17 protein-coding genes and 3 pseudogenes are annotated in these 21,115 nt (G+C 75.0%); 14 read left to right on the forward strand and 6 right to left on the reverse strand.

Annotation, left to right across the window (positions count from 1 at the left end; translation table 11 throughout):
* Window positions 1-2: 2 nt before the first annotated feature.
* Window positions 3-1,475, reverse strand: a pseudogene (locus tag GA0074696_RS32440) (ATP-binding protein); the annotation flags it as partial.
* Window positions 1,449-2,867, reverse strand: a pseudogene (locus tag GA0074696_RS32445) (ATP-binding protein); the annotation flags it as partial. The pseudogenes GA0074696_RS32440 and GA0074696_RS32445, both read right to left, overlap by 27 nt.
* Window positions 2,868-3,220: 353 nt before the next feature.
* On the opposite strand from GA0074696_RS32445, the gene GA0074696_RS22760 reads away from it, so the two are divergent.
* Window positions 3,221-4,477: an SGNH/GDSL hydrolase family protein gene (locus GA0074696_RS22760; RefSeq protein WP_088964731.1), complete on the forward strand. Its 1,257-nt coding sequence runs from the start codon at window positions 3,221-3,223 to the stop codon at window positions 4,475-4,477.
* Window positions 4,478-4,537: 60 nt separating this feature from the next.
* On the opposite strand, the gene GA0074696_RS22765 is transcribed toward GA0074696_RS22760, so the two are convergent.
* Both GA0074696_RS22765 and GA0074696_RS22770 read right to left on the reverse strand, forming a co-directional pair.
* On the reverse strand, window positions 4,538-5,179 hold the full coding sequence (locus GA0074696_RS22765; RefSeq protein WP_088962988.1) for a class I SAM-dependent methyltransferase: 642 nt from the start codon (window positions 5,177-5,179) through the stop codon (window positions 4,538-4,540).
* A gap of 154 nt (window positions 5,180-5,333) precedes the next feature.
* A complete protein-coding gene (locus tag GA0074696_RS22770; protein WP_088962989.1) occupies window positions 5,334-5,771 on the reverse strand; it encodes an RrF2 family transcriptional regulator in 438 nt (145 codons plus the stop codon).
* 148 nt (window positions 5,772-5,919) lie between these two features.
* Here GA0074696_RS22770 and GA0074696_RS22775 point away from each other — a divergent pair, with 148 nt between their 5' ends.
* The 13 genes and pseudogenes from GA0074696_RS22775 (at window position 5,920) to GA0074696_RS22835 (ending at window position 19,772) form a co-directional block, all read left to right on the forward strand.
* Window positions 5,920-7,140: a globin domain-containing protein gene (locus GA0074696_RS22775; protein WP_231925118.1), complete on the forward strand. Its 1,221-nt coding sequence runs from the start codon at window positions 5,920-5,922 to the stop codon at window positions 7,138-7,140.
* Window positions 7,141-7,254: 114 nt separating this feature from the next.
* A complete protein-coding gene (locus GA0074696_RS22780; protein ID WP_088962990.1) occupies window positions 7,255-8,907 on the forward strand; it encodes a carbamoyltransferase family protein in 1,653 nt (550 codons plus the stop codon).
* Window positions 8,904-9,926 carry a glycosyltransferase family 2 protein gene (locus tag GA0074696_RS22785; protein ID WP_088962991.1) on the forward strand — a complete coding sequence of 341 codons (1,023 nt, stop codon included), beginning with the start codon at window positions 8,904-8,906 and terminating at the stop codon, window positions 9,924-9,926. Before GA0074696_RS22780 ends, GA0074696_RS22785 begins: the two co-directional genes overlap by 4 nt.
* Complete coding sequence (locus GA0074696_RS22790) at window positions 9,926-11,542, forward strand: HAD-IIIA family hydrolase (protein WP_088962992.1); 1,617 nt, start codon at window positions 9,926-9,928, stop codon at window positions 11,540-11,542. Before GA0074696_RS22785 ends, GA0074696_RS22790 begins: the two co-directional genes overlap by 1 nt.
* 9 nt (window positions 11,543-11,551) lie before the next feature.
* Complete coding sequence (locus tag GA0074696_RS22795) at window positions 11,552-12,526, forward strand: glycosyltransferase (protein WP_088962993.1); 975 nt, start codon at window positions 11,552-11,554, stop codon at window positions 12,524-12,526.
* On the forward strand, window positions 12,511-13,728 hold the full coding sequence (locus GA0074696_RS22800; protein WP_088962994.1) for a glycosyltransferase: 1,218 nt from the start codon (window positions 12,511-12,513) through the stop codon (window positions 13,726-13,728). Before GA0074696_RS22795 ends, GA0074696_RS22800 begins: the two co-directional genes overlap by 16 nt.
* Window positions 13,728-14,303 (forward strand): annotated as a pseudogene (locus tag GA0074696_RS22805) (D-sedoheptulose-7-phosphate isomerase); the annotation flags it as partial. The gene GA0074696_RS22800 and the pseudogene GA0074696_RS22805, both read left to right, overlap by 1 nt.
* Window positions 14,304-14,557: 254 nt before the next feature.
* Window positions 14,558-15,973: a D-glycero-beta-D-manno-heptose 1-phosphate adenylyltransferase gene (rfaE2, locus tag GA0074696_RS22810; RefSeq protein ID WP_088964734.1), complete on the forward strand. Its 1,416-nt coding sequence runs from the start codon at window positions 14,558-14,560 to the stop codon at window positions 15,971-15,973.
* Window positions 15,970-16,665: an SDR family oxidoreductase gene (locus GA0074696_RS22815; RefSeq protein ID WP_088962995.1), complete on the forward strand. Its 696-nt coding sequence runs from the start codon at window positions 15,970-15,972 to the stop codon at window positions 16,663-16,665. Before rfaE2 ends, GA0074696_RS22815 begins: the two co-directional genes overlap by 4 nt.
* Window positions 16,662-17,603: a glycosyltransferase family 9 protein gene (locus tag GA0074696_RS22820; protein WP_088962996.1), complete on the forward strand. Its 942-nt coding sequence runs from the start codon at window positions 16,662-16,664 to the stop codon at window positions 17,601-17,603. The genes GA0074696_RS22815 and GA0074696_RS22820 overlap by 4 nt, the downstream gene beginning before the upstream one ends.
* Window positions 17,604-17,623: 20 nt before the next feature.
* Entirely contained in the window at window positions 17,624-18,487 is an 864-nt protein-coding gene (locus GA0074696_RS22825; protein WP_088962997.1) for an alpha/beta hydrolase family protein, read from the forward strand.
* A 154-nt stretch (window positions 18,488-18,641) separates the two neighbouring features.
* Window positions 18,642-19,274 (forward strand): hypothetical protein, encoded by a 633-nt coding sequence (locus tag GA0074696_RS22830; protein ID WP_088962998.1) that lies wholly within the window; start codon window positions 18,642-18,644, stop codon window positions 19,272-19,274.
* A 108-nt stretch (window positions 19,275-19,382) separates the two neighbouring features.
* Window positions 19,383-19,772 (forward strand): hypothetical protein, encoded by a 390-nt coding sequence (locus tag GA0074696_RS22835; RefSeq protein WP_088964735.1) that lies wholly within the window; start codon window positions 19,383-19,385, stop codon window positions 19,770-19,772.
* A 161-nt stretch (window positions 19,773-19,933) separates the two neighbouring features.
* Here the strand turns inward: GA0074696_RS22835 and GA0074696_RS31235 are convergent, their stop codons facing one another.
* Complete coding sequence (locus GA0074696_RS31235) at window positions 19,934-20,107, reverse strand: GTPase activator (RefSeq protein ID WP_088962999.1); 174 nt, start codon at window positions 20,105-20,107, stop codon at window positions 19,934-19,936.
* A gap of 58 nt (window positions 20,108-20,165) precedes the next feature.
* Window positions 20,166-21,062: a DUF72 domain-containing protein gene (locus GA0074696_RS22845; RefSeq protein ID WP_088963000.1), complete on the reverse strand. Its 897-nt coding sequence runs from the start codon at window positions 21,060-21,062 to the stop codon at window positions 20,166-20,168.
* Window positions 21,063-21,115 lie beyond the last annotated feature (53 nt).

Here is a 21,115-nt window from a genome sequence, read left to right on the forward strand (position 1 = left end):
TGTACGAACACTCCCGCTTCGAGCGCGAAGTTGTGGTGCCCGTCCACCGTCAGGTCGTAGACGTCCGCCGTTTCGCTGAGGAATTCGACCGACGCCACCTTGTGGTTGACGAGGGACGCCGCCTCGCGCAAGCGTCCGTGGTCTCCGTCGTACAGGGCCAGGAGTCGATCGAATCGGAGGCCCGTGCGCGCCGATCGCATGCGTTCGGCCTCGTAGGCCACTGCCATGTCCGCATCGGCCAAGGACAGCAGCGGGGCGAGCCGACGGAGCGCTGCCAACCTACGACCGTTCGTCTGCCGTCCCACCCGTTGCGCACGGGGGACGGTAGCGACGTAGCGCGCTCGTCCGGACTGCACTTTGGCAAGCTGGCCGGTGCCCGGATCGGTCATCCGCTGCTTCATGCGGCGGGCATGCCGCTCGCCGAACTCGGGATTGTCCTGGTGCCACGCCAACACCGCATTGCGCTGACGTTCCCGCTCGGCGGGATCGGCGAACTGTTCGACGGTCTTTCGGGATCGCCAAGCACGTAGATCGTGGTTCTCCCACTGGCGCACCGAACGCTGCCGCCATTCCTCGCGACGAGTCGGATCGGCGAAGTACTGCCGCGCCCGCTCGGCTGCGTCCGCCCGGTGCTCCGGGTGGGACCAGTACTCTTCCTGCCGCTCGCGCATCCGTTCGGCGTAGGCGCGCTTCTCGTCATCGCTGAGCGCGTGGTACCAGTCCTGGAAACCCTTGTCGAACCGGGCGCGGAACGCGGGCGACTCGTTGAGCGCGAACAGGCGGGCGAGGCAAGCCTCCCGGAAGGCCAGATCCTGCCACTGCGCGGTGAGCATGGCCGACCGGAACTCCCGGCCACCATTGTCGAACCACTCCCGCCAACCTGCATGGACGTGCTCGCCCATCATTGCGGCGTGCAGGGCGGAATGGTCCGCCCAGGTCATCCGTCGCAGATCGCGCGGGTCGTTGTTGCGCTTGTTGATGTCGATGTGATGGCGAACGTTGCCGTTGGCGGCGTTGTCCCGGCCGTTGCGCAGGTTCCAGGCGTCGGCGAGGTAGTGGGTGTAGACCCACTCCTCGCGATCGTTCATCCAGACCCGCTCGTAACCCTGGAGCTTGTGCCCCTCCGCCTTGCTGGACAGGCTTCGGTACAGCGGCATCAGGGAATCACCGGGTCCGAGAGCGTCGGCCCGCCGGTAGGATCCGTCACGCAGCCTGAACAGGTGGTCCGGAGTGCACCGGATCGACTCGCCGCTGTCGAGGGTCACCCGTACCAGTGGCGCATCCCGCTTGGTCAGGCGAGGCTCGACCAGCGGAGCGATCACCACCCGGCCAGCCTTGTTGGTTGTGTAGCCGAAATGGGTCACGCCTCGCGCCCAATCGGCAGTCAGGTCGGCGAATGATCGGCTCTGGCCGGATGCTAGCGCGACCATCGTGTCACCGGTGAAGCATCCCAGCGCGCTGTCCCCCTCGACGATGAACAGCTCGCTGCGATCCACCCCCGTCGCGCGGCAGTCGACCAGCTTGGCCGGCATCGACGCGCCCTCCAGGGCGGTCTTGCGCCGGGCCGCGTCCTTCTGCTGCTTCTGGGTGAGCCGGACCCGCGCCGCGTCGACGATCTTCTGGAGCACCGTGCGCGCCTCGGCCTTGGTGCGCCGGTCCTCCAGCCACGCCTTGACGTGCTGCTCGATCACGGACTGCATCACCTTGGTGATGCCGGCGGTGGAGAGCTCGTCCTTGGTCTGCGAGGTGAACTGCGGCTCCGGGATGCGCACGTGCACCACGGCCGTCATCCCCTCCAGGACGTCGTCCAGGGTGGGCGGCTCCTCCTTGGCCTTGAGCAGGCCACGGGTGTTGCGTACGGCGTCGGCGAGGGTGCGCGCCAACGCCCGCTCGAAGCCCTTGCGGTGGGTGCCGCCGTGGGCGTTGCGGATGGTGTTGGTGAAGCACTCCACGGTCCGCTCGTAGCCGGTGCCCCAGCGGAAGGCCACCTCGACCTCGGCGCGGCGCTGCACGTTGGACTGCATCACGCCGTTGGCGTCGGCGGCGTTCTCCCGGTAGGTGCCCTCGCCGGTGACCAGCAGCGTGCCGGAGACCGGCCGGTCGCCGGCCGGTGCCAGGAACTCGACCATGTCGGTGAGGCCGTTGGGGAAGTGGAACCGCTCCTCGGCGGGCTGCTCACCGGTCTCGTCGCGCAGCCGGTAGTCGACCCCGGGCACCAGGAAGGCGGTGTTGCGCAGCTTCATCCGGACGGCGTCGACGTCGAGCGCCGCGCCGGTCTCGAAGTAGCGGGCGTCGTGCCAGTAGCGGATCGAGGTGCCGGTGCGCTGGCCGCGCTTCATCGCCCCCACGATCTGCAGCCCGGGACCGGCGGTGAAGGGGGCGTCCGGGCCGTCGCCGTCGAAGATCCCCGGCACGCCGTGCCGGAACGACATGGCGTGCACCTTGCCGCCGCGCCGGACGGTGACGTCGAAGCGGCGGGAGAGCGCGTTGACCGCCGAGGCGCCGACGCCGTGCAGGCCGCCGGAGGTCTTGTAGCCGGAGCCGCCGAACTTGCCACCGGCGTGCAGCCGGGTGAGCACCAGCTCGACCCCGGAGATGCCGGACTTGGCGTGCACGTCGGTGGGGATGCCGCGGCCGTCGTCGTCGACCTGTACCGAACCGTCGGCGTGCAGCGTCACCTCTACCTTCCGGGCGTGACCCGCGACACCCTCGTCGGTGGAGTTGTCGAGGATCTCGTTGACGAGGTGACCCACGCCACGGCTGTCGGTGGAGCCGATGTACATGCCGGGACGCTTGCGGACGGCGTCCAGGCCCTCGAGGTGGGTGAGGTCGTCGGCCCCGTAGAGGGTCTCAGGCTGTGCGGTCAACTGGTCGTACTCCCAGGTCTCGGCGGTGTGGTGCCGCTCACCGTCTTGATCCACCCTGACTCGATCTCCACGCGCGGCGCGCCGCAGCGAGCCTAGCCGCCCGCCCCGACACATCCGCGCAGCCCCGCTGGAGCCATCGCGGCCGGGGCGCCGGTCGTCGGTCACCCGGCAGCAACGCCGGTCCCGGCCGGGGTGTTCCCCGGGGCGGGCCGGCCGGTGCCCCGCGTGCCACCCGCGTCTGTGTCGAACGCTGAACGAACGCGTTGCCACCCATTGACGCCCATCACGCCGAAGTGATCTGATCGCGACCATCGGAGGATCTTTCACATTTCGATGGACAGATGGGGGACGCGATGGTCAGGTTCCGTCGTACCGCTCTCGCCGCTTCGCTCACCGTCGCCACGGCCGCGCTCTCGGCCGCCGTCGGCCTGCCCGCTCCCGCCGCCGCGGCGCTGCCCACCGCCGCCGTGGCGCTGGGCGACAGCTTCATCAGCGGCGAGGGCGCCGGGGCGTACTCGCCGGTGGTCGACGTCACCGGCGTGACCCAGTCCTTCCCGGGCTGGTCGGCGCCGAACAGCAACGCCTACTTCTGCCACCGCTCACCCAACGCCTCGCTGCACCAGGCGGACCTGCCGGGCATCCAGGCCCGGTTCAACCTCGCCTGCTCCGGCGGCCAGCCGTACGACATCGCCGCCGCGTCCGCCACCCGGGCCAAGGGCCGGCAGGTCGCCGCGCAGCTCGACCAGCTCCGCGCGGTCGGGCAGAGCCACGACATCGACCTGGTGCTGATCGGGCTCGGCTCGAACAACAGCTCGTTCACCTTCGGCAGCGTCGCCGAGAAGTGCGCCAACCGGTTCATCGCCGACGCCTGGACCGGCTGGTGGGAGTTCTGGGCGTACCTGGGCGGGCCGGTCGAGCAGGAGCCCTGCGACGACGCCGACCTGGCCACCGCCGCGCAGTTCGGCGCCGCGACCGCGGAGACCACCGCGGCCGTCCGCCAGATCCTCACCACCCTCGACCAGATCGACGCCGACGGCCAGCACCGGATCGTGTTCCAGGACTACACCAACCCGCTGCCGCCGGAGCTGGCCCAGGTCTACTGGAGCGAGGACGACCGGGACGACACCCGGGACAAGTTCCGCGCGCTCGGCGCCGAGCGGTACGCCGCCGGCTGCCCGATCCACCGGGCCAGCCTCGCCCCCGGCCACCGCTTCTCCCAGGGGCTCGGCACGCTGGTCAACTCGGTACGCACCACCCTGGCCGCCGAGTTCCCCGCCGCCGACCTGGTCTACCTCAACGTGCAGCGCGCCTTCGACGGCGCCCGGCTCTGCGAGCAGGCGGGCAGCCCCACCGGCACGCTCGCCACCCCGATCCGCCTCCAGGACGGCCCGTCCGGCGTGTTCGTCACCAGCCTCTCCGGCTACGACAAGCTGGACATCCAGCGGATCGCCAACACCTGCGGGACGTACTTCCAGACCTGCCAGGAGTCCTGGCACCCGAACGCCGCCGGGCACAAGGTGCTCGGCCGGTGCCTGACCGGCGCCGCAGCGACCGCCTCCCGGGCGGTCTCCTGCGTACGCGCGCCCGACGGCGCCGTCAGCGTCGGTTGAGTTCCCCGTCGGGGGCGGCCCGCCCGGACCGTCCCCGACGCGCGCCCACCCGACGACGCCTCAGGGCCGGATCGCGGCGCCGAGCACGTGCGGCGACGCCGGCGCGGGCAACCGTCCGGGCGGGAAGCGGAACCGGTCCAGCCGGACCACGCTGAAGCCCGCCGCGACGATCGCCGACACCGTGTCCCGCCCGGTGTGGCAGCCGCCGCAGAGCAGCGGCCAGCAGGTCGCGTCGACCACCCGCTGCGTCCGGCGCAGCCCGGGGGTACCCGCGGCGACGTGCTCGTAGAAGCGCAGCCACCCGCCGGGACGCAGCACCCGGTACGCCTCCCGCAGCGCGACGGCCTGGTCGGGGACCGAGCAGAGCACCAGCGACAGCACCACGGCGTCGACGCTGGCGTCGGCGACCGGCAGCGCCTCGGCCAGCCCGTCGGTGACCGTGACCGGCACCGGCGCGTGGTCGGCGGCGCTGCGGGCGGCGGCGCGCAGCCAGGGCTCGGGCTCCACCGCGAGCACGGCGTCCACCTCGGGCGGGTAGTGCGCGAACATCCGGCCGTTGCCGGCGCCCACCTCGACGACCCGCCCGTGCAGGCCGGCGACCAGTCGACGCCGGTGCTCGGCCGCGCCGGCCCGGTCCAGGGCCACGCTCGCCCGCGCGAACAACCGGGCGAACAGCGGGTGGGACACCCGGGAGTTGGACATCGGCGCTCCGTATCGACGTGGGGCCGCTCGTCCGCAGGCTACCGCCCGCCCGCACCGCACCGCCGCCCCGCGCCCGCACCACCGGGGCAGCCCACGCAGGCCCGGCAGCTAAGGGCCGGCAGCGGGGAGGCGGGGCGGTGACCAGCGCAACGCCTCAGGGGGTACGCGGGCGTGCGCTGAGCGTGAGCAGGACGGGGGCGGCGGGGCTGCCGGCGAGGTCGCCGAGGCGGACGTCGTCGAGGACGGCGAGGAAGGCGGCCTGGGCGCGGCGCAGCTGGACGCGGAGCCGGCAGTCGGCCCGCAGCGTGCAGCCGGACTCCTCGCAGGCGACGACCTCACCCTCGCCCTCGAAGGCCCGTACGACCTGGCCGACGGTCAACTCCTCCGCACCCTCGGCGAAGGCCACGCCGCCGGAGCGCCCCCGGATGGTGACCAGCACACCGAGCCGTTGCAGCCGCTGCACCACCTTGGCGACGTGGCTGCGGGGCAGGTCCAGCCGCTCGGCCAGTTCGTCGACGGTGGTACGGGCCGACGCCGGCGCGGTCAGCATGGCGATCCGCAGCGCCATGTCGGTGGACCGGTTGAGCTTCACGTACCGACCCTAGCCAGCGCGTCCCGGCCCGGACAGGGGCCGGGAGACCGTGACGCCGGCAACACCGGACCCGGGACTTTCGGCCCTGAAGAGGCATCTCAGATTCCTGTTTAAGTGCTCGCGTAGGCAACGCAGAAGGAGGAGAGCCGTGCTCTCGGAATCGTCCAAGGCCGTGGTGATCGCGACCCTGCCCGTCGTACGGGCACACGGGGAGGAGATCACCGGCCGGTTCTACCCGCGGATGTTCGCCGCCCACCCGGAGCTGCTCAACCTGTTCAACCGGGGCAACCAGGCGACCGGCCAGCAGAAGGCCGCGCTGGCCGCCTCCGTCGTCGCGTACGCCGAGCACCTGACGGGCGCCGGTGGGCCGGCGTGGGACGCGATCCTGGACCGGATCGCGCACAAGCACGCCTCGCTCGGCATCACCCCCGAGCAGTACACCATCGTCGGCCGGCACCTGATGGCCGCCATCGGCGAGGTGCTGGGCGCCGCCGTCACGCCGGAGGTCGCGGCGGCCTGGGACGAGGTGTACTGGCTGATGGCCTGCGAACTCATCGCCCGGGAGGCCCGCCTCTACACGACGGCCGGCGTGGCCGGGGGCGGCGCGGTCTGGCGCGACTGGCGGGTCACCGGGGTGGTGCCGGAGGCCACCGACGTCATCTCGCTGACCCTCGTGCCGGCCGACGGCGGCCCGGTCCCCGGCTTCGTCCCCGGGCAGTACGTCTCGGTCGCCGTCGACCTCGACGGCGGGCTGGGCCAGCAGATCCGGCAGTACAGCCTCTCCGGCCGTCCCGGCGCCGACCACTGGCGGATCACGGTCAAGCGGGTACGCGGCGTCGGCGGCGCGCCGGACGGCCTGGTCTCCACCGTCCTGCACGAGCGGACCGCGCCCGGCGACACGCTCCGGCTCAGCCCGCCCTTCGGCGAGGTCAGCGCGGTGGCCGGCGACGGGCCGCTGCTGCTGGTCAGCGCCGGCATCGGGCTCACTCCGGCGATGTCCGCGCTGGAGCACCTGGCGGCCACCGCGCCCGAGCGGCCGGTGGTGCTGGTGCACGCCGACCGGGACGGGGCCGCGCACGCACACCGGGACGAACTGCCCCGGCTGCACGCCCGGCTGCCCAACCTGCGGCTCAAGCTCTGGTACGAGCGGACCACCGACGGCGACGACCCGGTGGCGCTGACCGCCGAGGTGGCCAGCGGCCGGGTCGACCCCGAGCTGATCCCGCTCTCCCCCGACGCGCACGTGCACCTCTGCGGGCCACTGCCGTTCATGAACGAGGTCCGGGGCGGGCTGCTGCGCCGGGGCGTACCGGTGGAGCGGATCGCGTACGAGGTGTTCGGGCCGGGGATGCTGCGCGGCGGCGTCTGACTCCTCCGGCGGGACCCGCGGCGGCCGCGAATCTCCAACCTGGAGATTCGCGGCCGGCGGGAGAAGTCGATGATCTACAGGTTAGGAGGAGAAGGCGAGGGTACGGACCATGGCATGCGCGTCCTCGGTATCAATGCGATCTTCCACGATCCGGCCGCCGCCCTGGTGGTCGACGGACAGGTGGTGGCCGCCGCCGAAGAGGAACGGTTCAGCCGCCGCAAGCACGGCAAGCGACCGGTCCCGTTCTCCGCCTGGGAACTGCCCGAACTCTCCGCGGCCTGGTGCCTGTCCAGCGCCGGCGTCGACGTCGACAGCCTCGACGCGGTGGCCTACTCCTTCGACCCCGGCCTGTGCCGCGACGCCGCCGACCTCGGCCTGGCCGACCCGTGGGACTGGCTGCGCGTCGACTACGCCCGGCGGGCCCCGCAGTTCCTCGCCGCCGCCCTGCCCGGCCTCGACCCGGAGAAGGTACGGTTCGTCCCGCACCACGTGGCCCACGCCGCCTCGGCCGGGCTGGCCGCCCCGCCGGCCGGCGACGACACCGCCGTCCTGGTGCTCGACGGCCGGGGCGAGGTGGCCAGCCACCTGGCCGGCGTCTACCGCGACGGCGAACTGAGCCCGCTGTACTCGCAGGAGCTGCCGCACTCGCTCGGCCTGCTCTACGAGGACCTCACCCGCCACCTCGGCTTCCTGCACTCCAGCGACGAGTACAAGGTGATGGCGCTGGCCTCGTACGGCCGGCCGAAGCACCTCGGGCTGCTGCGCGAGCTGGTACGGGTCACCGACCCCGGCGGCTTCCACGTGGACCGGATCGACTGGGCGAGCCTGGCCAAGGCCGCCGAGCCGGGCGGCGAGCTGACCGAGGACCACGCCGACCTGGCCGCCAGCGTGCAGGCCCGGCTGGAGGAGGTCATCCTCGACCTGGCCCGCTGGCTGTACGACGCCTCCGGCGGCGCCTCGACCCTGGCGATGGCCGGCGGGGTGGCGCTGAACTGCGTCGCGAACGCCCGGCTCGCGGCCGAGGGGCCGTACCGGGACGTCTGGGTGCAGCCGGCGGCCGGCGACTCCGGCACCGCGCTGGGCGCCGCCCTGCACGTCGCCGGCGCCCTCGGCGACCGGGCGACGCCGATGAGCGGGGCGGACCTCGGCCGCGGCTGGTCGGACGAGGAACTGGAGGCCGAACTGCGCCGGGCGGCGCTGCCGTACTTCCGGCCGGACTCGATCGCCGCCGAGGCGGCCCGGGTGCTCGCCGACAACGGCATCGTCGCCTGGTACCAGGGGCGCAGCGAGTACGGACCGCGCGCCCTCGGACACCGCTCGCTGCTGGCCCACCCCGGCGACCCGGCGACCACCGCCCGGATGAACGACGTCAAGGGGCGGGAGCAGTTCCGCCCGATCGCGCCGATGGTCCGCGCCGAACGCTTCGCCGACATCTTCGACGGGGTCTTCCCCAGCCGGTACATGCTCTTCGTGCACCGGGTGAAGCCGGAGTGGCGCGACCGCATCCCGGCGGTCACCCACGTCGACGGCACCGCCCGGGTGCAGACCGTGCACACCGACACCGAGCCGCTCGTCGCCGAGCTGCTGGCCGAGTTCGAACGGCTCACCGGGCTGCCGGTGGTGGTGAACACGTCGCTCAACACCGCCGGCCGACCCATGGTGGACACCCCGCGCGAGGCGATGGAGCTGTTCGGCTCCGCCCCGGTGGAGTTGCTGGCCCTCGGCCCGTTCGCGGTGCGCCGCGGCGCGCTCGGCGGTGGCCGATGATCAGCATCGTGGTGCCGACGCTCGGCCGGCCAAGCCTCGGCACGTTGCTCGACGCCCTCGGCCCGCAGCTCGCCGAACTGTCCGACGTGGAGATCCTGCTGGTCGACGACCGGCGCGACGCCGCCGGCGAGCTGACGGTGCCGGGGGCGCTGTCCGCGTACGCGAAGGTGGTGACCGGTCCCGGCGCGGGCCCGGCGGCGGCGCGCAACGTCGGCTGGCGGGCGGCCCGCCGGCCCTGGGTGGTCTTCCTCGACGACGACGTGGTGCCGGCACCGGACTGGGCCCGGCGGCTGCTCGCCGACCTGGCGGTCGGCGACCGGGTCGGCGGGGTGCAGGGGGCGGTGGCGGTGCCGCTGCCCGGCGACCGGCGCCCCACCGACTGGGAGCGGAGCACCGCCGGCCTGGCCGAGGGCGAGTGGATCACGGCGGACATGGCGTACCGGCGGGCCGCGCTGGCGGCGGTCGACGGCTTCGACGAACGCTTCCCCCGGGCCTACCGGGAGGACGCCGAGCTGGCCCACCGGGTCCGCCGCGCCGGCTGGGACCTGGTCCGCGGCCGGCGGGTGGTCACCCACCCGGTGCGGCCGGAGGACCGCTGGGTCAGCCTGCGGGTGCAGCGCGGCAACGCCGACGACGCGCTGCTGCGCCGGCTCTACGGCCCGCACTGGCGCGCCGAGCTGGGGTTGCCGCCCGGCCGGCGGCCCCGGCACGTCGCGGTCACCGCCGCCGGGGCGCTGGCGGTGACCGCCGCCACACTGCGGACCGTGCTGCCCCGCGACGGCGCGCCGCGCCGGGTGCTCGGCGCGGTCGCCGCCGCCGGCGCGCTGGGCTGGGTGGCGGGCAGCGCCGAGTTCGCCGCGGTGCGGATCGCGCCCGGGCCGCGCACCCGCGAGGAGGTGTCGACCATGCTGCTGACCAGCGCGCTCATCCCGCCGGTCGCCGTCGCCCACTGGGTACGCGGCTGGTGGCGGCACCGACTCTCCGGTGCGGACGGTGACCTTGCCGGAGCGCAGAGTTGATGTTTACCTCTCCTGCCCCGGGCAACTGGTCTGCCATGAACGGGGGCGCGGCGATCACGCACGGCCTCTTCGACGCGGTGCTGCTCGACCGGGACGGCACGCTGATCGAGGACGTGCCCTACAACGGCGACCCGGAGAAGGTGCGTCTGCTGCCCGGGGCGCGTGAGGCGCTGGACCGGCTGCGCGCCGCCGGCCTGCGCCTGGGCGTCGTCACCAACCAGTCCGGCCTGGCGAAGGGGCTCTTCACCGCCGACCAGATGCGGGCGGTGCACGCCCGCGTCGAGGAGCTGCTCGGCCCGTTCGACGACTGGCAGATCTGCCCGCACGACGACGGCGACGGCTGCGGCTGCCGCAAGCCCGCGCCGGGGATGGTCCACGCGGCCGCCGCCGCGCTCGGCACCTCCCCCGCACGCTGCGTGCTGGTCGGCGACATCGGGCGGGACATGGCCGCCGCGCTCGCCGCCGGCGCCACCGGCGTGCTGGTGCCCACCCCGGTCACCCGGCCCGAGGAGGTTGCCGCCGCCCCGCACGTCGCCCCGGACCTGCCCGCGGCCGTCGACGAGATCCTGCGCCGGCAGGCCGCCGTCCGGCCCACCGCGCCGCGCCGCGCCGGCACCGTCCTGGTGGTACGCAGCGACTCCGCCGGCGACGTGCTGGTCACCGGCCCGGCGATCCGGGCCGTCGCGGCCGGGGCGCGGCGGGTCGTGCTGCTCTGCGGCCCCCGGGGCCGGGCCGCCGCCGACCTGCTCCCCGGCGTCGACGAGATCGTTCAGTGGTCGCTGCCCTGGATCGACGGCGATCCCGCGCCCGTCGACCCGGACGACATCCGCGCGCTGACCGCCCGGCTCACGGCCGTCGGCGCCGACGAGGCGGTCGTCTTCACCTCCTTCCACCAGTCGGCGCTCCCCCTCGCGCTGCTGCTGCGGCTGGCCGGGGTGGGCCGGATCAGCGCGATCAGCGACGACTACCCCGGTTCGCTGCTGGACGTGCGGCACCGGGTGCCGGTCGGCGTGCCGGAGCCGGAGCGGGCGCTCTCCCTCGCCGCCGCCGCCGGGTTCGGCCTGCCCGTCGGCGAGGAGCCGACGCTGCGCGTCGAGGCGCCCGCGACCGCACTTCCCGACCGCCCGTACGTGGTGGTGCACCCCGGGGCGTCGGTGCCGGCCCGGGCCTGCCCGCCCGAGCGGTGGGTGGAGATCGTGGCCAGGCTTACCGCGAGCGGCTATCGGGTAGTGGTCACCGGGGGGCCGGTCGAGACCGTGCTGACCTCCCGGGTCGCCGCCGCCGGTGGCACCGACCTCGGCGGGCGCACCGGCCTGGCGGAGCTGGCCGGAGTCATCGCCGGAGCGAGCTGCGTGGTGGTCGGCAACACCGGCCCCGCCCACCTCGCCGCCGCCGTCGGCGTACCCGTCGTCAGCCTCTTCGCCCCCACCGTCCCCTTCGGCCAGTGGGCGCCCTACCGGGTACCGCTGGTCCGCCTCGGCGACGCCACCGCGCCCTGCCGGGACAGCCGGGCCACCCGCTGCCCGGTACCCGGCCACCCCTGCCTCACCGCGGGGGTCGACCCGGCCGAGGTGGTCGCCGCGGTCCGCCTGCTCACCACCGGAATCCGACGCTGAAGGAGGGTCATGAACGTCCTGCTGTGGCATGTGCACGGCTCCTGGACCACGTCCTTCGTGCACGGCAGGCACCGCTACCTGGTGCCGGTCACCCCCGACCGCGGCCCGTACGGGCTGGGCCGGGCCCGCACCTACCCGTGGCCGGCGAGCGCGGTCGAAATGACCCCCGAGGAACTGGCCGACGCCGACGTGGACGTGGTCGTGCTGCAACGCCCCGAGGAGCTGGAGCTGGCCGAGCGCTGGCTGCGCCGGCGGCCGGGGCGGGACGTGCCGGCGATCTACGTCGAACACAACACCCCCAAGGGCGACGTGCCCAGCACCCGCCACCCGATGGCCGACCGGGACGACCTGCTGCTCACCCACGTCACCCACTTCAACGAGTTGTTCTGGGACAACGGCGGCACCCGCACCGCCGTCGTCGAGCACGGCATCGTGCCGCCGAGGGTGGAGTGGACCGGCGAGCTGGACCGGCTCGCCGTGGTGACGAACGAGCCCATCCGGCGCTGGCGGGTCACCGGCACCGACCTGATGCCCCGCTTCGCCGAGGTCGCCCCGCTGGACGTCTTCGGCATGGGGGTGACCGGGCTGGCCGACCGGCTCGGGCTGCCCGGGCAGCGCCTGGCCAGCCACGACGACCTGCCGCAGGACGTCATGCACACGGAGGTGGCCCGGCGGCGGGCGTACCTGCACCTGTGCCGGTGGACGTCGCTGGGGCTGAGCCTGATCGAGGCGATGACGATCGGCATGCCCGTCGTCGCGCTGGCCACCACCGAGGCCGTGGACGCGGTGCCGCCCGACGCCGGAGTGCTCTCCACCCGGGTCGACACGCTCGTCGAGGCGGCCCGCTGGCTGACGGAGGACCGCGACGCCGCGTACCGGTTGGGTGCGCGGGCGCGGGAGGTGACGAAGGAACGCTTCGGGCTCGACCGGTTCCTCGCGGATTGGGACCGGATCCTTGAGGAGGAAACATGCGCATCGCGATGATCTCGGAGCACGCCAGCCCGCTCGCCGTCCTCGGCGAGGAGGACGCGGGCGGACAGAACACGCACGTCGCCGAACTGGCGGCGGCGCTGGTCGGCGAGGGTCACGACGTGCGCGTCTACACCCGCCGGGACTCGGTCGACCTGCCCGACGTGGTCGACGCCGCCGCCGGCTACCAGGTGCGCCACGTGCCCGCCGGGCCGGCGCAGCGGGTGCCCAAGGACGAGCTGCTGCCGTACATGGGCGAGTTCGGGCGGTGGATGGCCGAACAGTGGGGCGAACAGGGCTGGCGGCCGGACGTGGCGCACGCCCACTTCTGGATGAGCGGCCTGGCCACCCTGCACGCCGGCCGGCGCACCAACACGCCGGTGGTGCTGACGTACCACGCGCTGGGCTCGGTGAAGCGCCGCCACCAGGGGGCCCGGGACACCAGTCCACCGGGTCGGGTCGGCTACGAACGGGCGCTGGGCCGGGCCGCCGACCGGGTGATCGTCCAGTGCCAGGACGAGATCGGCGAGCTGGTCCGGCTCGGCGTGCCGCGGTCGAGGATGGCGCTGGTCCCGTCCGGGGTCAACGAGGAGATGTTCCGTCCGGAGGGGCCGGTCGCGCCCCGCGACCCGGCCCGCCCGCGCATCCTCACCGTCGGCCGGATGGTGGAGCGCAAGGGCTTCCAGGACGTCATCCGGGCGCTGCCGGCGGTGCCGGAGGCCGAGTGCGTGGTGGTCGGCGGCCCGGCGGCCGAGCTGCTGCCCGCCGACAGCTTCGCCCGCCGACTGGGCGCGCTCGCCGAGTCCTGCGGGGTCGCCGACCGGGTCAAGCTGGTCGGCGCGGTCCCGCGTGAGGAGATGGGCGCCTGGTACCGCTCCGCCGACGTCCTCGTGGCCGCCCCCTGGTACGAGCCGTTCGGGCTCACCCCGCTGGAGGGGATGGCCTGCGGCGTGCCGGTGATCGGCACGAACGTGGGCGGCATCGCCGACACCGTGGTCGACGGGCTGACCGGTGACCTGGTGCCGCCGCGCGACCCGCGCGCGCTGGGCACCGCGATCCGCCGGCTGCTCGCCGACCGGGTGCGGCGGTTCGCGTACGCCACGGCGGCGCTGGACCGCATCCGCAGCCGGTACTCCTGGAAGCGCTGCGCCGAGCAGCTGAGCGCGGTCTACACCACGGTCAGCACGGTCAGTCGAGTCGCCCCGGCGGTGGCCTGATGAACGACACGATGTCCGCCCTCGACGGGCACCTGGCCGGGCTGGCCGCCGCGCTGCTGCCGTACCGGCGTACCGCCGAGCGGCTGGCCGGCTGGGGCACCCAGCTGGCCTGGACGCTGGCCACCGGCGGCCGGCTGCTGGCCGCCGGCAACGGCGGCAGCGCCGCCGAGGCCCAGCACCTCACCGCCGAACTGGTCGGCAAGCTGCGCGACGACCGGGAGCCCTACTCGGCGATCGCGCTGCACGCCGAGACGTCGTCGGTGACCGCGATCGGCAACGACTACGGCTACGACGAGATCTTCGCCCGCCAGGTACGCGCCCACGGGCGGGAGAACGACATCCTGCTGCTGATGTCCACCAGCGGCACCAGCACCAACCTGCTGCGGGCGGTGGCGGCGGCCCGGGAGGTCGGGGTGCGCTGCTGGGCGTTCACCGGTCCCGCACCGAACCCGCTGGCCGAGGTCTGCGACGACGTGCTCGCGGTGCCCTCGCCGGACAGTCAGGTGGTGCAGGAGCTGCACCTGGTCTCACTGCACCTGCTCTGCGAGTACGTCGACGAGGCGCTGCCGCTGGTCCGCCGGCTGCCGCGCACGGCGGCCCCGGGGCAGCGGAGGGCCGAGTTCACCGGCCGGCTCCCCGGCGGCGCCGACGCACCCGCCCTCGCCGCCGCCGGCAGCGGCCCCGGGATCAACCGGCACGCCCTCAACGGCCACGGCGCCAACGGCCACACCACCAACGGCCAGGGTGCCAACGGCCACACCACCAACGGACACACGACCAACGGACACGGCGGCAACGGGCACGGGCCGAGCCGCCGCGGGTGCCCGTCGTGAGCCGGCCGCTGGTGGTCGTCGGTGACGCCCTGCTCGACCGGGACGTCGAGGGCGCGGTCAACCGGGTCTGCCCGGACGCGCCCGTGCCGGTGCTCGACGAGCGGGTCAGCACCGACCGGCCCGGCGGCGCCGGGCTCGCCGCGCTGCTCGCCGCCGCCCAGGGCACCGAGGTGGCGCTGGTGACCGCGCTCGCCGACGACGCGGCCGGAGCCCGCATCGCGGAACTGCTCATCACCGCCGGGGTACGCCTGTACCCGCTGCGGCTGCCCGGAGCGACGCCGGAGAAGATCCGGCTCCGGGCGGGCGGGCAAACCCTGCTGCGACTCGACCGCGGCGGTGAGCCACGGCCCCCCGGCGAGCCGCCCGAGGCCGCGCTGGAGGTGCTCGCCTCGGCCGGCGCCATCCTGGTCAGCGACTACGGCCGGGGCCTGGTCCGGCAGCCCGCGCTGCGGGCCGCGCTCGCCGACGCGAGCGCCCCGGTGGTCTGGGACCCGCACCCCCGAGGGCCGGTCGCGGTGCCGGGCGCCCGGCTGACCACCCCCAACCTCGCCGAGCTGCGACAGCTCACCGGCGATGCCGGCGCGGGGTCGGCGCTGTCCACCGCCACCCGCGCCGGGCACGAGCTGCGCCGGCGCTGGCGGGTCGGCGCGGTGGCGGTGACGATGGGCGCCGACGGCGCGGTGCTCTGCCACTCCGGCAGCACCCCGCTGGTGGTGCCGCCGCCGTCCGACGTGGAACGCGCCGAGGACACCTGCGGCGCCGGGGACCGCTTCGCCGCCACCGCCGCCACCGCGCTGGCCGCCGGGGCGGTCACCTCCGAGGCGGTGCAGGAGGCGGTCGCCGCCGCGTCCGCGTACGTCGCCGCCGGCGGGGCGGCCGGGCTGGCCCGCCGGGAGCCCCAGCCGGCCGCGTCGCGCCGCCCGGCGTCCGCCACCGAGGAGCTGGTGGCCCGGGTACGCGCCGACGGCGGCACCGTGGTGGCCACCGGCGGCTGCTTCGACATCCTGCACGCCGGGCACGTCGCCACTCTCCAGGCGGCCCGCCGGTTGGGTGACTGCCTGGTCGTCTGCCTCAACTCCGACCGCAGCGTCCGCGCCCTCAAGGGCCCGGACCGCCCGGTCAACCCGGAGGCCGACCGGGCCCGGCTGCTGGCCGCGCTGGACTGCGTCGACGCCGTCGTGGTGTTCGACGAGCCCACCCCGGCCACCGCGCTGGCCCGGCTGCGCCCCGACGTCTGGGTCAAGGGCGGCGACTACGCCGGCGACGGCGCCCCCGAACTGCCCGAGGCCGAGCTGGTACGCGGCTGGGGCGGCCGGGTGGTGACCGTGCCCTACCTGGCGGGCCGGTCCACCACCGCGACGATCAGCGCCGCGCGCTCGCGCGGCGCCCGACTGGTCAAGGGAGCGAGATGAGCAGGGATCTGAACGGATCGGCGGTGCTGGTCACCGGCGGGTCGAGCGGCCTCGGCGCGGCGGTGGTGACCGCCGTGACGAAGGCCGGCGGGCGGCCGTACGTGCTGGACCGGCAGCCGCCGGCCGACGGGGTGCCGTGGGTCGAGTGCGACCTGGGGAACACCCGCGCCGCCGAGGAGGCCACCCGGCGCGTCGCCGAGCAGGCCGGCGGGCTGACCGGCCTGGTCACCGCCGCCGGGATGGACGTGCCCGGCAAGCTCGCCGACATCGACGGCGCGACCTGGGACCGGATCGTCGGCATCAACCTGCTCGGCACCGCCGCCGTCGTCCGGGCGGCCCTGCCGCACCTGGAGCGCGCGCACGGCACGGTGGTGACGGTGGCCTCGACGCTCGGGATCAAGGCGGTCAGCGACGCGACCGCGTACTGCGCGGCGAAGTTCGGGGTGGTCGGCTTCACCCGGGCGCTCGCCGCCGAGTTGGCCGGCCGGGTCGGGGTGACCCTGCTGATCCCGGGCGGCATGCGGACGGCCTTCTTCGACGACCGGGACGAGCAGTACAAGCCGGGTCCGGACGCTATCCTCAACGACCCGGCCGACACCGCCGCGGCGGTCATGTTCGCCCTCTCCCAGCCGCCCGGCTGCGCGGTACGCGAGCTGGTGGTCTGCGCCGAACAGGAGTCGTCGTACCCGTGATCCTGGTGTTACGGGCGCTCGGCGTCGGCGACCTCGCGACCGGGGTGCCGGCGCTGCGCGCGCTGCGGGCCGCGTACCCGGACGAGGAGCTGGCGCTGGTCGCGCCGCGCTGGCTGGCCCCGCTGGTCGACCTGGTCGGCGGGGTCGACCGGCTGGTCGCGGCGGACGGGCTGGGCCACCTGGCGTGGCCCGGCCCGCCGCCGGAGCTGGCGGTCAACCTGCACGGTCGCGGCCCGCAGTCGCACCGGATGCTCGCCGGGGTGCGGCCGGGCCGGCTGCTCGCCTTCGCCAACGCCGAGGCCGGCCACCGCGACGGCCCGGACTGGCGGGCCGAGGAGCACGAGATCGACCGCTGGTGCCGGATGCTGGCCTGGTACGGCATCCCCGCCGACCGCACCGACCTCGCCCTGCGCCGCCCGGAACCGGGGCGGACGCCGACCGGGGTGAGCATCGTCCACCCGGGAGCGAAGGCGGCGCAGCGGCGCTGGCCGCCGGCGCGGTTCGCCGAGGTGGCCCGGGCGCTCATCGATCGGGGGCACCGGGTGGTGCTCACCGGCACCGCCGGCGAGCGGAGCATCGCCGAGCAGGTGCGCGCCCTGGCCGGGCTGCCGGCCGGCGCGGTGCTCGCCGGGGAGACCGGTCTCCGGGAGCTGGCGGCGCTGGTCGCCCACGCCCGCCTGGTGGTCAGCGGCGACACCGGCATCGGTCACCTGGCCACCGCCTACGCCACCCCGTCGGTGCTGCTCTTCGGCCCGGTGCCGCCCGCGCAGTGGGGTCCCCCGCCGGACCGGCCCTGGCACCAGGCGCTCTGGGTGGGGCAGCGGCAACCGGTCGACGCCGCCGGCGTGCACCCGGCGCTGGCCGCGCTGGACGTGCCGGCGGTGCTGGCCGCCGTGGCGCGGGTGGAGCGCGGCACACCCCTTGCTACCCGCCGGTAGCTTCCGCTTAGGCTGGGGCGGTGAGCGGGGACATCGAGTACAGCCAGGAGTTCGTCGACGTCGACGGCGCGCGCATCGGCGTGCAGGTCTACCCCGAACCGGACGGGCCGGCCGGCGCGCCGGTGGTGGTGCTCTGGCCGGCGATGGGCGTCCGGGCCCGCTACTACCGCCCGTTCGCCGCCGTGCTCCGCGACGCCGGCCTGGCCGTGGTCGTGGCCGACCTGCGCGGCACCGGCGCCAGCACTCCCGCACCGAGCCGCGCCTGCCGCTACGGCTACGCCGAGCTGGCCGGTGACGTCGGCGCGGTGCTCGACGCGCTCAAGCCCCGGCTGGACGGGCGTACCCGGCTGCTGCTCGGGCACTCCCTCGGCGGGCAGGCGGCCCTGCTGCACCTCGCCCTGCACGGCGCGGACGCGGTCGACGGGCTCGCCCTGCTCGCCGTCGGCGTGCCGTACTGGCGCAGCTACCCCGGCGCCCGGCGGTACGGGGTGCTGCCGTACACCCAGGGCATCGCGGCGACCGCGGCGGCGCTCGGCGTCTGGCCGGGCTGGGGCTTCGGCGGGCGGCAGGCGCGCGGGGTGATCCGGGACTGGGCGTACACCGCCCGGACCGGGCGTTTCCCGGTGCTGGACGGGGTGGACGCCGAGGCGGCGGTGGGCCGGATCGGCACGCCGGTGCTGGCGGTGAGCGTCGACGACGACCAGTACACCCCGCACGGCACCCTGGACCACCTCTGCGCCAAGCTGACCGCCGCGCCGGTCACCCGGGACCACTACCCGACCGCCGAGGCCGGCGCCCCGCTGGACCACTTCACCTGGGTCCGCGCCGGGCGGCCGCTGGCCGCCCGGGTGGCGGCCTTCGCGGCGGGCCTGCCCCGCCGCTGAGCGCCCCTCCGGCCCGCCCCACCGCCGGATTCCCGCTGACCCCGCCGGGACGAACGGCGCGGCAGGGGACGTCCCGACCGCCGCCGAGATCGGGTGCGTAGCCGCGCGTCGGGCGGGTATGCCGCTGCGCCCGAATACGGTGGAGGGGGATCAGATGTCCGAACGGCACACCGCACTGCGCTCGATGCACGATCTGGGCCTGGCAGCCTGGTTCGGTGGCTCTCTGATGGGAGCGCTCGGCGTCAACGGGGCGGCGGGGCGGATCAGCGACTCGACTCAGCGACTCCCGGTCGCCTCGGCGGGATGGTCCCGCTGGACGCCGGTGAACGCGGCGGCGATCGGCGCCCACCTGGCCGGCGCGGTCGGCGAACTGGCCGCGGAGAGCCCGCGGGTGGCCAAACAGCGGGGCGTGGGGAAGATGAGCGCGGTCAAGACGGCGCTGACGATCGGCGCGCTCGCCGTGACCGGATACAGCCGGTTGCTCGGCATGCGGTTGGAGAAGGCCGGCAACCCGCCGGTCCAGGGGACCACCGAGCCCAACTACCAGACTCCGTCCGACGTGGCCTCCTGCCAGCGGCAGATGAAGCTGCTCCAGTGGGCCGTTCCGGCGCTGACCGGGGCGCTGGTCGTGGTCACCTCGTACATGGGCGAGCAGCAGAAGCCCGGCGAGGTGTTCCGCGGGATGCTGGGCCGCACCGGCGGGATGATGAGCATGCCGTCGTCGATCGGGAAGCTCGCGGCGATGGGCACGGCCAACCGTCAGCGCCGGATGGCGATGGCCGGCTGAACGCCGTACCCGACCGGTGCGCCGGTAGCCGTCGGCGACGGCGGCCGGCGTACCGGTCGGGACGGGGCGCGACAACGGCCGGTCGGGAAGACGAGCTGCGAGGTGGCCATGACGGCGAACAAGGGACCGAGGCGGGGCGCGGGGCGTGGGCCGGAGTCCGCCGCCCCCTGGGGCACCACGGACGGCTTCGACGCGGACCCGCCCTGGGGCGCGGGCAAGCACGACCCGATGGACGAGGGCAGCGAGGAGACCGCCGTGCCGGAGGGCCGGCGGGGTGAGCGCCGCGCCGGCGCGCCGAGCGGACCGTCCGGGCGCGAGGGCCGGCACGGCTTCGGTTCGGTGGAGCCGACCCGCTACACCGACGCGGGGCCGGGCGCGCCGCCCGACCCGGCGCCGTCCCGGCGCACCTTCCCGGACGACGTCGCGGACGGGGACCTGCCCGACAACCCGCTCGAGCGGGACACCGGCATGCACCCGGAGGGGATCACCCGGGACTGACGCCGGGGCGACGGGCCGTGCCCGGGACAGGCTGTCCCCGGCACGGCCCGGCCGCACCTCGGCCCGGTCACCGCCGGTTACGCGGACGGGACCGGCCACGGCGAGCGTGGCCGGTCCCGCCGGCGTCCGTCCCGGACCGACCCAGCGGTCCGTCGTCCGCCTCAGGAGCCGGTGCCGTCCTCGTCACCGGCCGGTGGCGGCGGCGGCTCGGCGACCGGCCGGCCGGTCTCGTCCACCAGTCCCGGCGCCATGCTGCCGCCGTGCGCCTCCTCCGCCTCGCGGACCCGGCGGGCCTCGGCGTCGTCCGGCACGCCCGGCTGTTGTTCCTGCGTCATCGCGGCACCTTTCTGTCGTTGCCGGCGCGGTACCCGTGCCCCGGGTCGACAAACCGCCTCACACCGCGGCACGCTCGGGCGCGGGGGTCACGCCGAGCAGCTCGGCCAGCCGGGCCGCGTCGCGCTGGGCCTGCCCCGCGCAGCAGTTGTTGAACAGCACGTGCAGCTCGCCGGCGCTCTCGGCCAGGTCGGTCAGCAGCTCCGCCCAGCGGCGCAGCTCCCCGTCCGAGTAGGCGTAGCGGAACCGGTCCTCCTTGCTGCCGCCCTCCCAGTGGGCGCTGTGGCCGTGGAACCGGACCACCGCCGGCTCGGCCGTGGCGACCATGATCGGTGGCACCGAGGACGGGTGGCCCTGGGGCATGTCCACGCACACCATGCCGAGGTCGTGGTCGCGCAGGAAGGTGACCGTCTCGGCGGCGGCCGCGTCCTCGAACCAGGAGGCGTGCCGCAGCTCCACCACCACCGGCCAGGGCCGGCAGCGCCCCGCCAGCTCCACGATCCGCCGCCGGGCGGCCTCACCTCGGGTCAGCCACGGGGGGAACTGCAACAGCACCGCGCCGAGCCGGTCGTCCGCCGCGAGCGGCTCCAGCGCCGCCCGGAACCGGCGCCACAGCTCCTCGTACGCCCGCTCGGGCAGCTCGCGGCGGCGGATCCGGGCCGGTCCACCGGCCGGCCGCAGGTCCTTCGGCAGCATCGACACCGGCGTCGGGTGGCCGGTGAAGAGGCTGAACGCCTTGACGTCGAAGGTGAAGCCGGGCGGGGTGGCCTCGACCCAGCCGGCGGTGGTCTCCGGTGCCGGGACCGCGTAGTACGAGGTGTCCACCTCGACCAGTCCGAAGTGGCGGGCGTAGAAGCCGAGCCGGTCGGCGGGGGTCTTCGCCGACCGTGGGTACCAGCCGGAGCGCAGCAGGGTCTGGTCCGCCCAGGAGGACGTGCCGACCAAAATGTCACCCATGTAGTTCAGTGGACCGCCGGAGCGCCGGATCGGCAACCGCTGGCGTCGCGTGG

This window comes from Micromonospora purpureochromogenes, from assembly GCF_900091515.1.
GTDB lineage: Bacteria > Actinomycetota > Actinomycetes > Mycobacteriales > Micromonosporaceae > Micromonospora > Micromonospora purpureochromogenes.

What these genes read in the sequence shown, in the direction of transcription:
- GA0074696_RS22760 (WP_088964731.1), top strand. Translation starts at nt 3,221, where the DNA reads ATGGTCAGGTTCCGTCGTACCGCTCTCGCCGCTTCGCTCACCGTCGCC.
- GA0074696_RS22765 (WP_088962988.1), bottom strand. Translation starts at nt 5,179, where the DNA reads ATGTCCAACTCCCGGGTGTCCCACCCGCTGTTCGCCCGGTTGTTCGCG.
- GA0074696_RS22780 (WP_088962990.1), top strand. Translation starts at nt 7,255, where the DNA reads ATGCGCGTCCTCGGTATCAATGCGATCTTCCACGATCCGGCCGCCGCC.
- GA0074696_RS22785 (WP_088962991.1), top strand. Translation starts at nt 8,904, where the DNA reads ATGATCAGCATCGTGGTGCCGACGCTCGGCCGGCCAAGCCTCGGCACG.
- GA0074696_RS22790 (WP_088962992.1), top strand. Translation starts at nt 9,926, where the DNA reads ATGTTTACCTCTCCTGCCCCGGGCAACTGGTCTGCCATGAACGGGGGC.
- GA0074696_RS22795 (WP_088962993.1), top strand. Translation starts at nt 11,552, where the DNA reads ATGAACGTCCTGCTGTGGCATGTGCACGGCTCCTGGACCACGTCCTTC.
- GA0074696_RS22800 (WP_088962994.1), top strand. Translation starts at nt 12,511, where the DNA reads ATGCGCATCGCGATGATCTCGGAGCACGCCAGCCCGCTCGCCGTCCTC.
- GA0074696_RS22815 (WP_088962995.1), top strand. Translation starts at nt 15,970, where the DNA reads ATGAGCAGGGATCTGAACGGATCGGCGGTGCTGGTCACCGGCGGGTCG.
- GA0074696_RS22830 (WP_088962998.1), top strand. Translation starts at nt 18,642, where the DNA reads ATGTCCGAACGGCACACCGCACTGCGCTCGATGCACGATCTGGGCCTG.
- GA0074696_RS22835 (WP_088964735.1), top strand. Translation starts at nt 19,383, where the DNA reads ATGACGGCGAACAAGGGACCGAGGCGGGGCGCGGGGCGTGGGCCGGAG.
- GA0074696_RS31235 (WP_088962999.1), bottom strand. Translation starts at nt 20,107, where the DNA reads ATGACGCAGGAACAACAGCCGGGCGTGCCGGACGACGCCGAGGCCCGC.
- GA0074696_RS22845 (WP_088963000.1), bottom strand. Translation starts at nt 21,062, where the DNA reads ATGGGTGACATTTTGGTCGGCACGTCCTCCTGGGCGGACCAGACCCTG.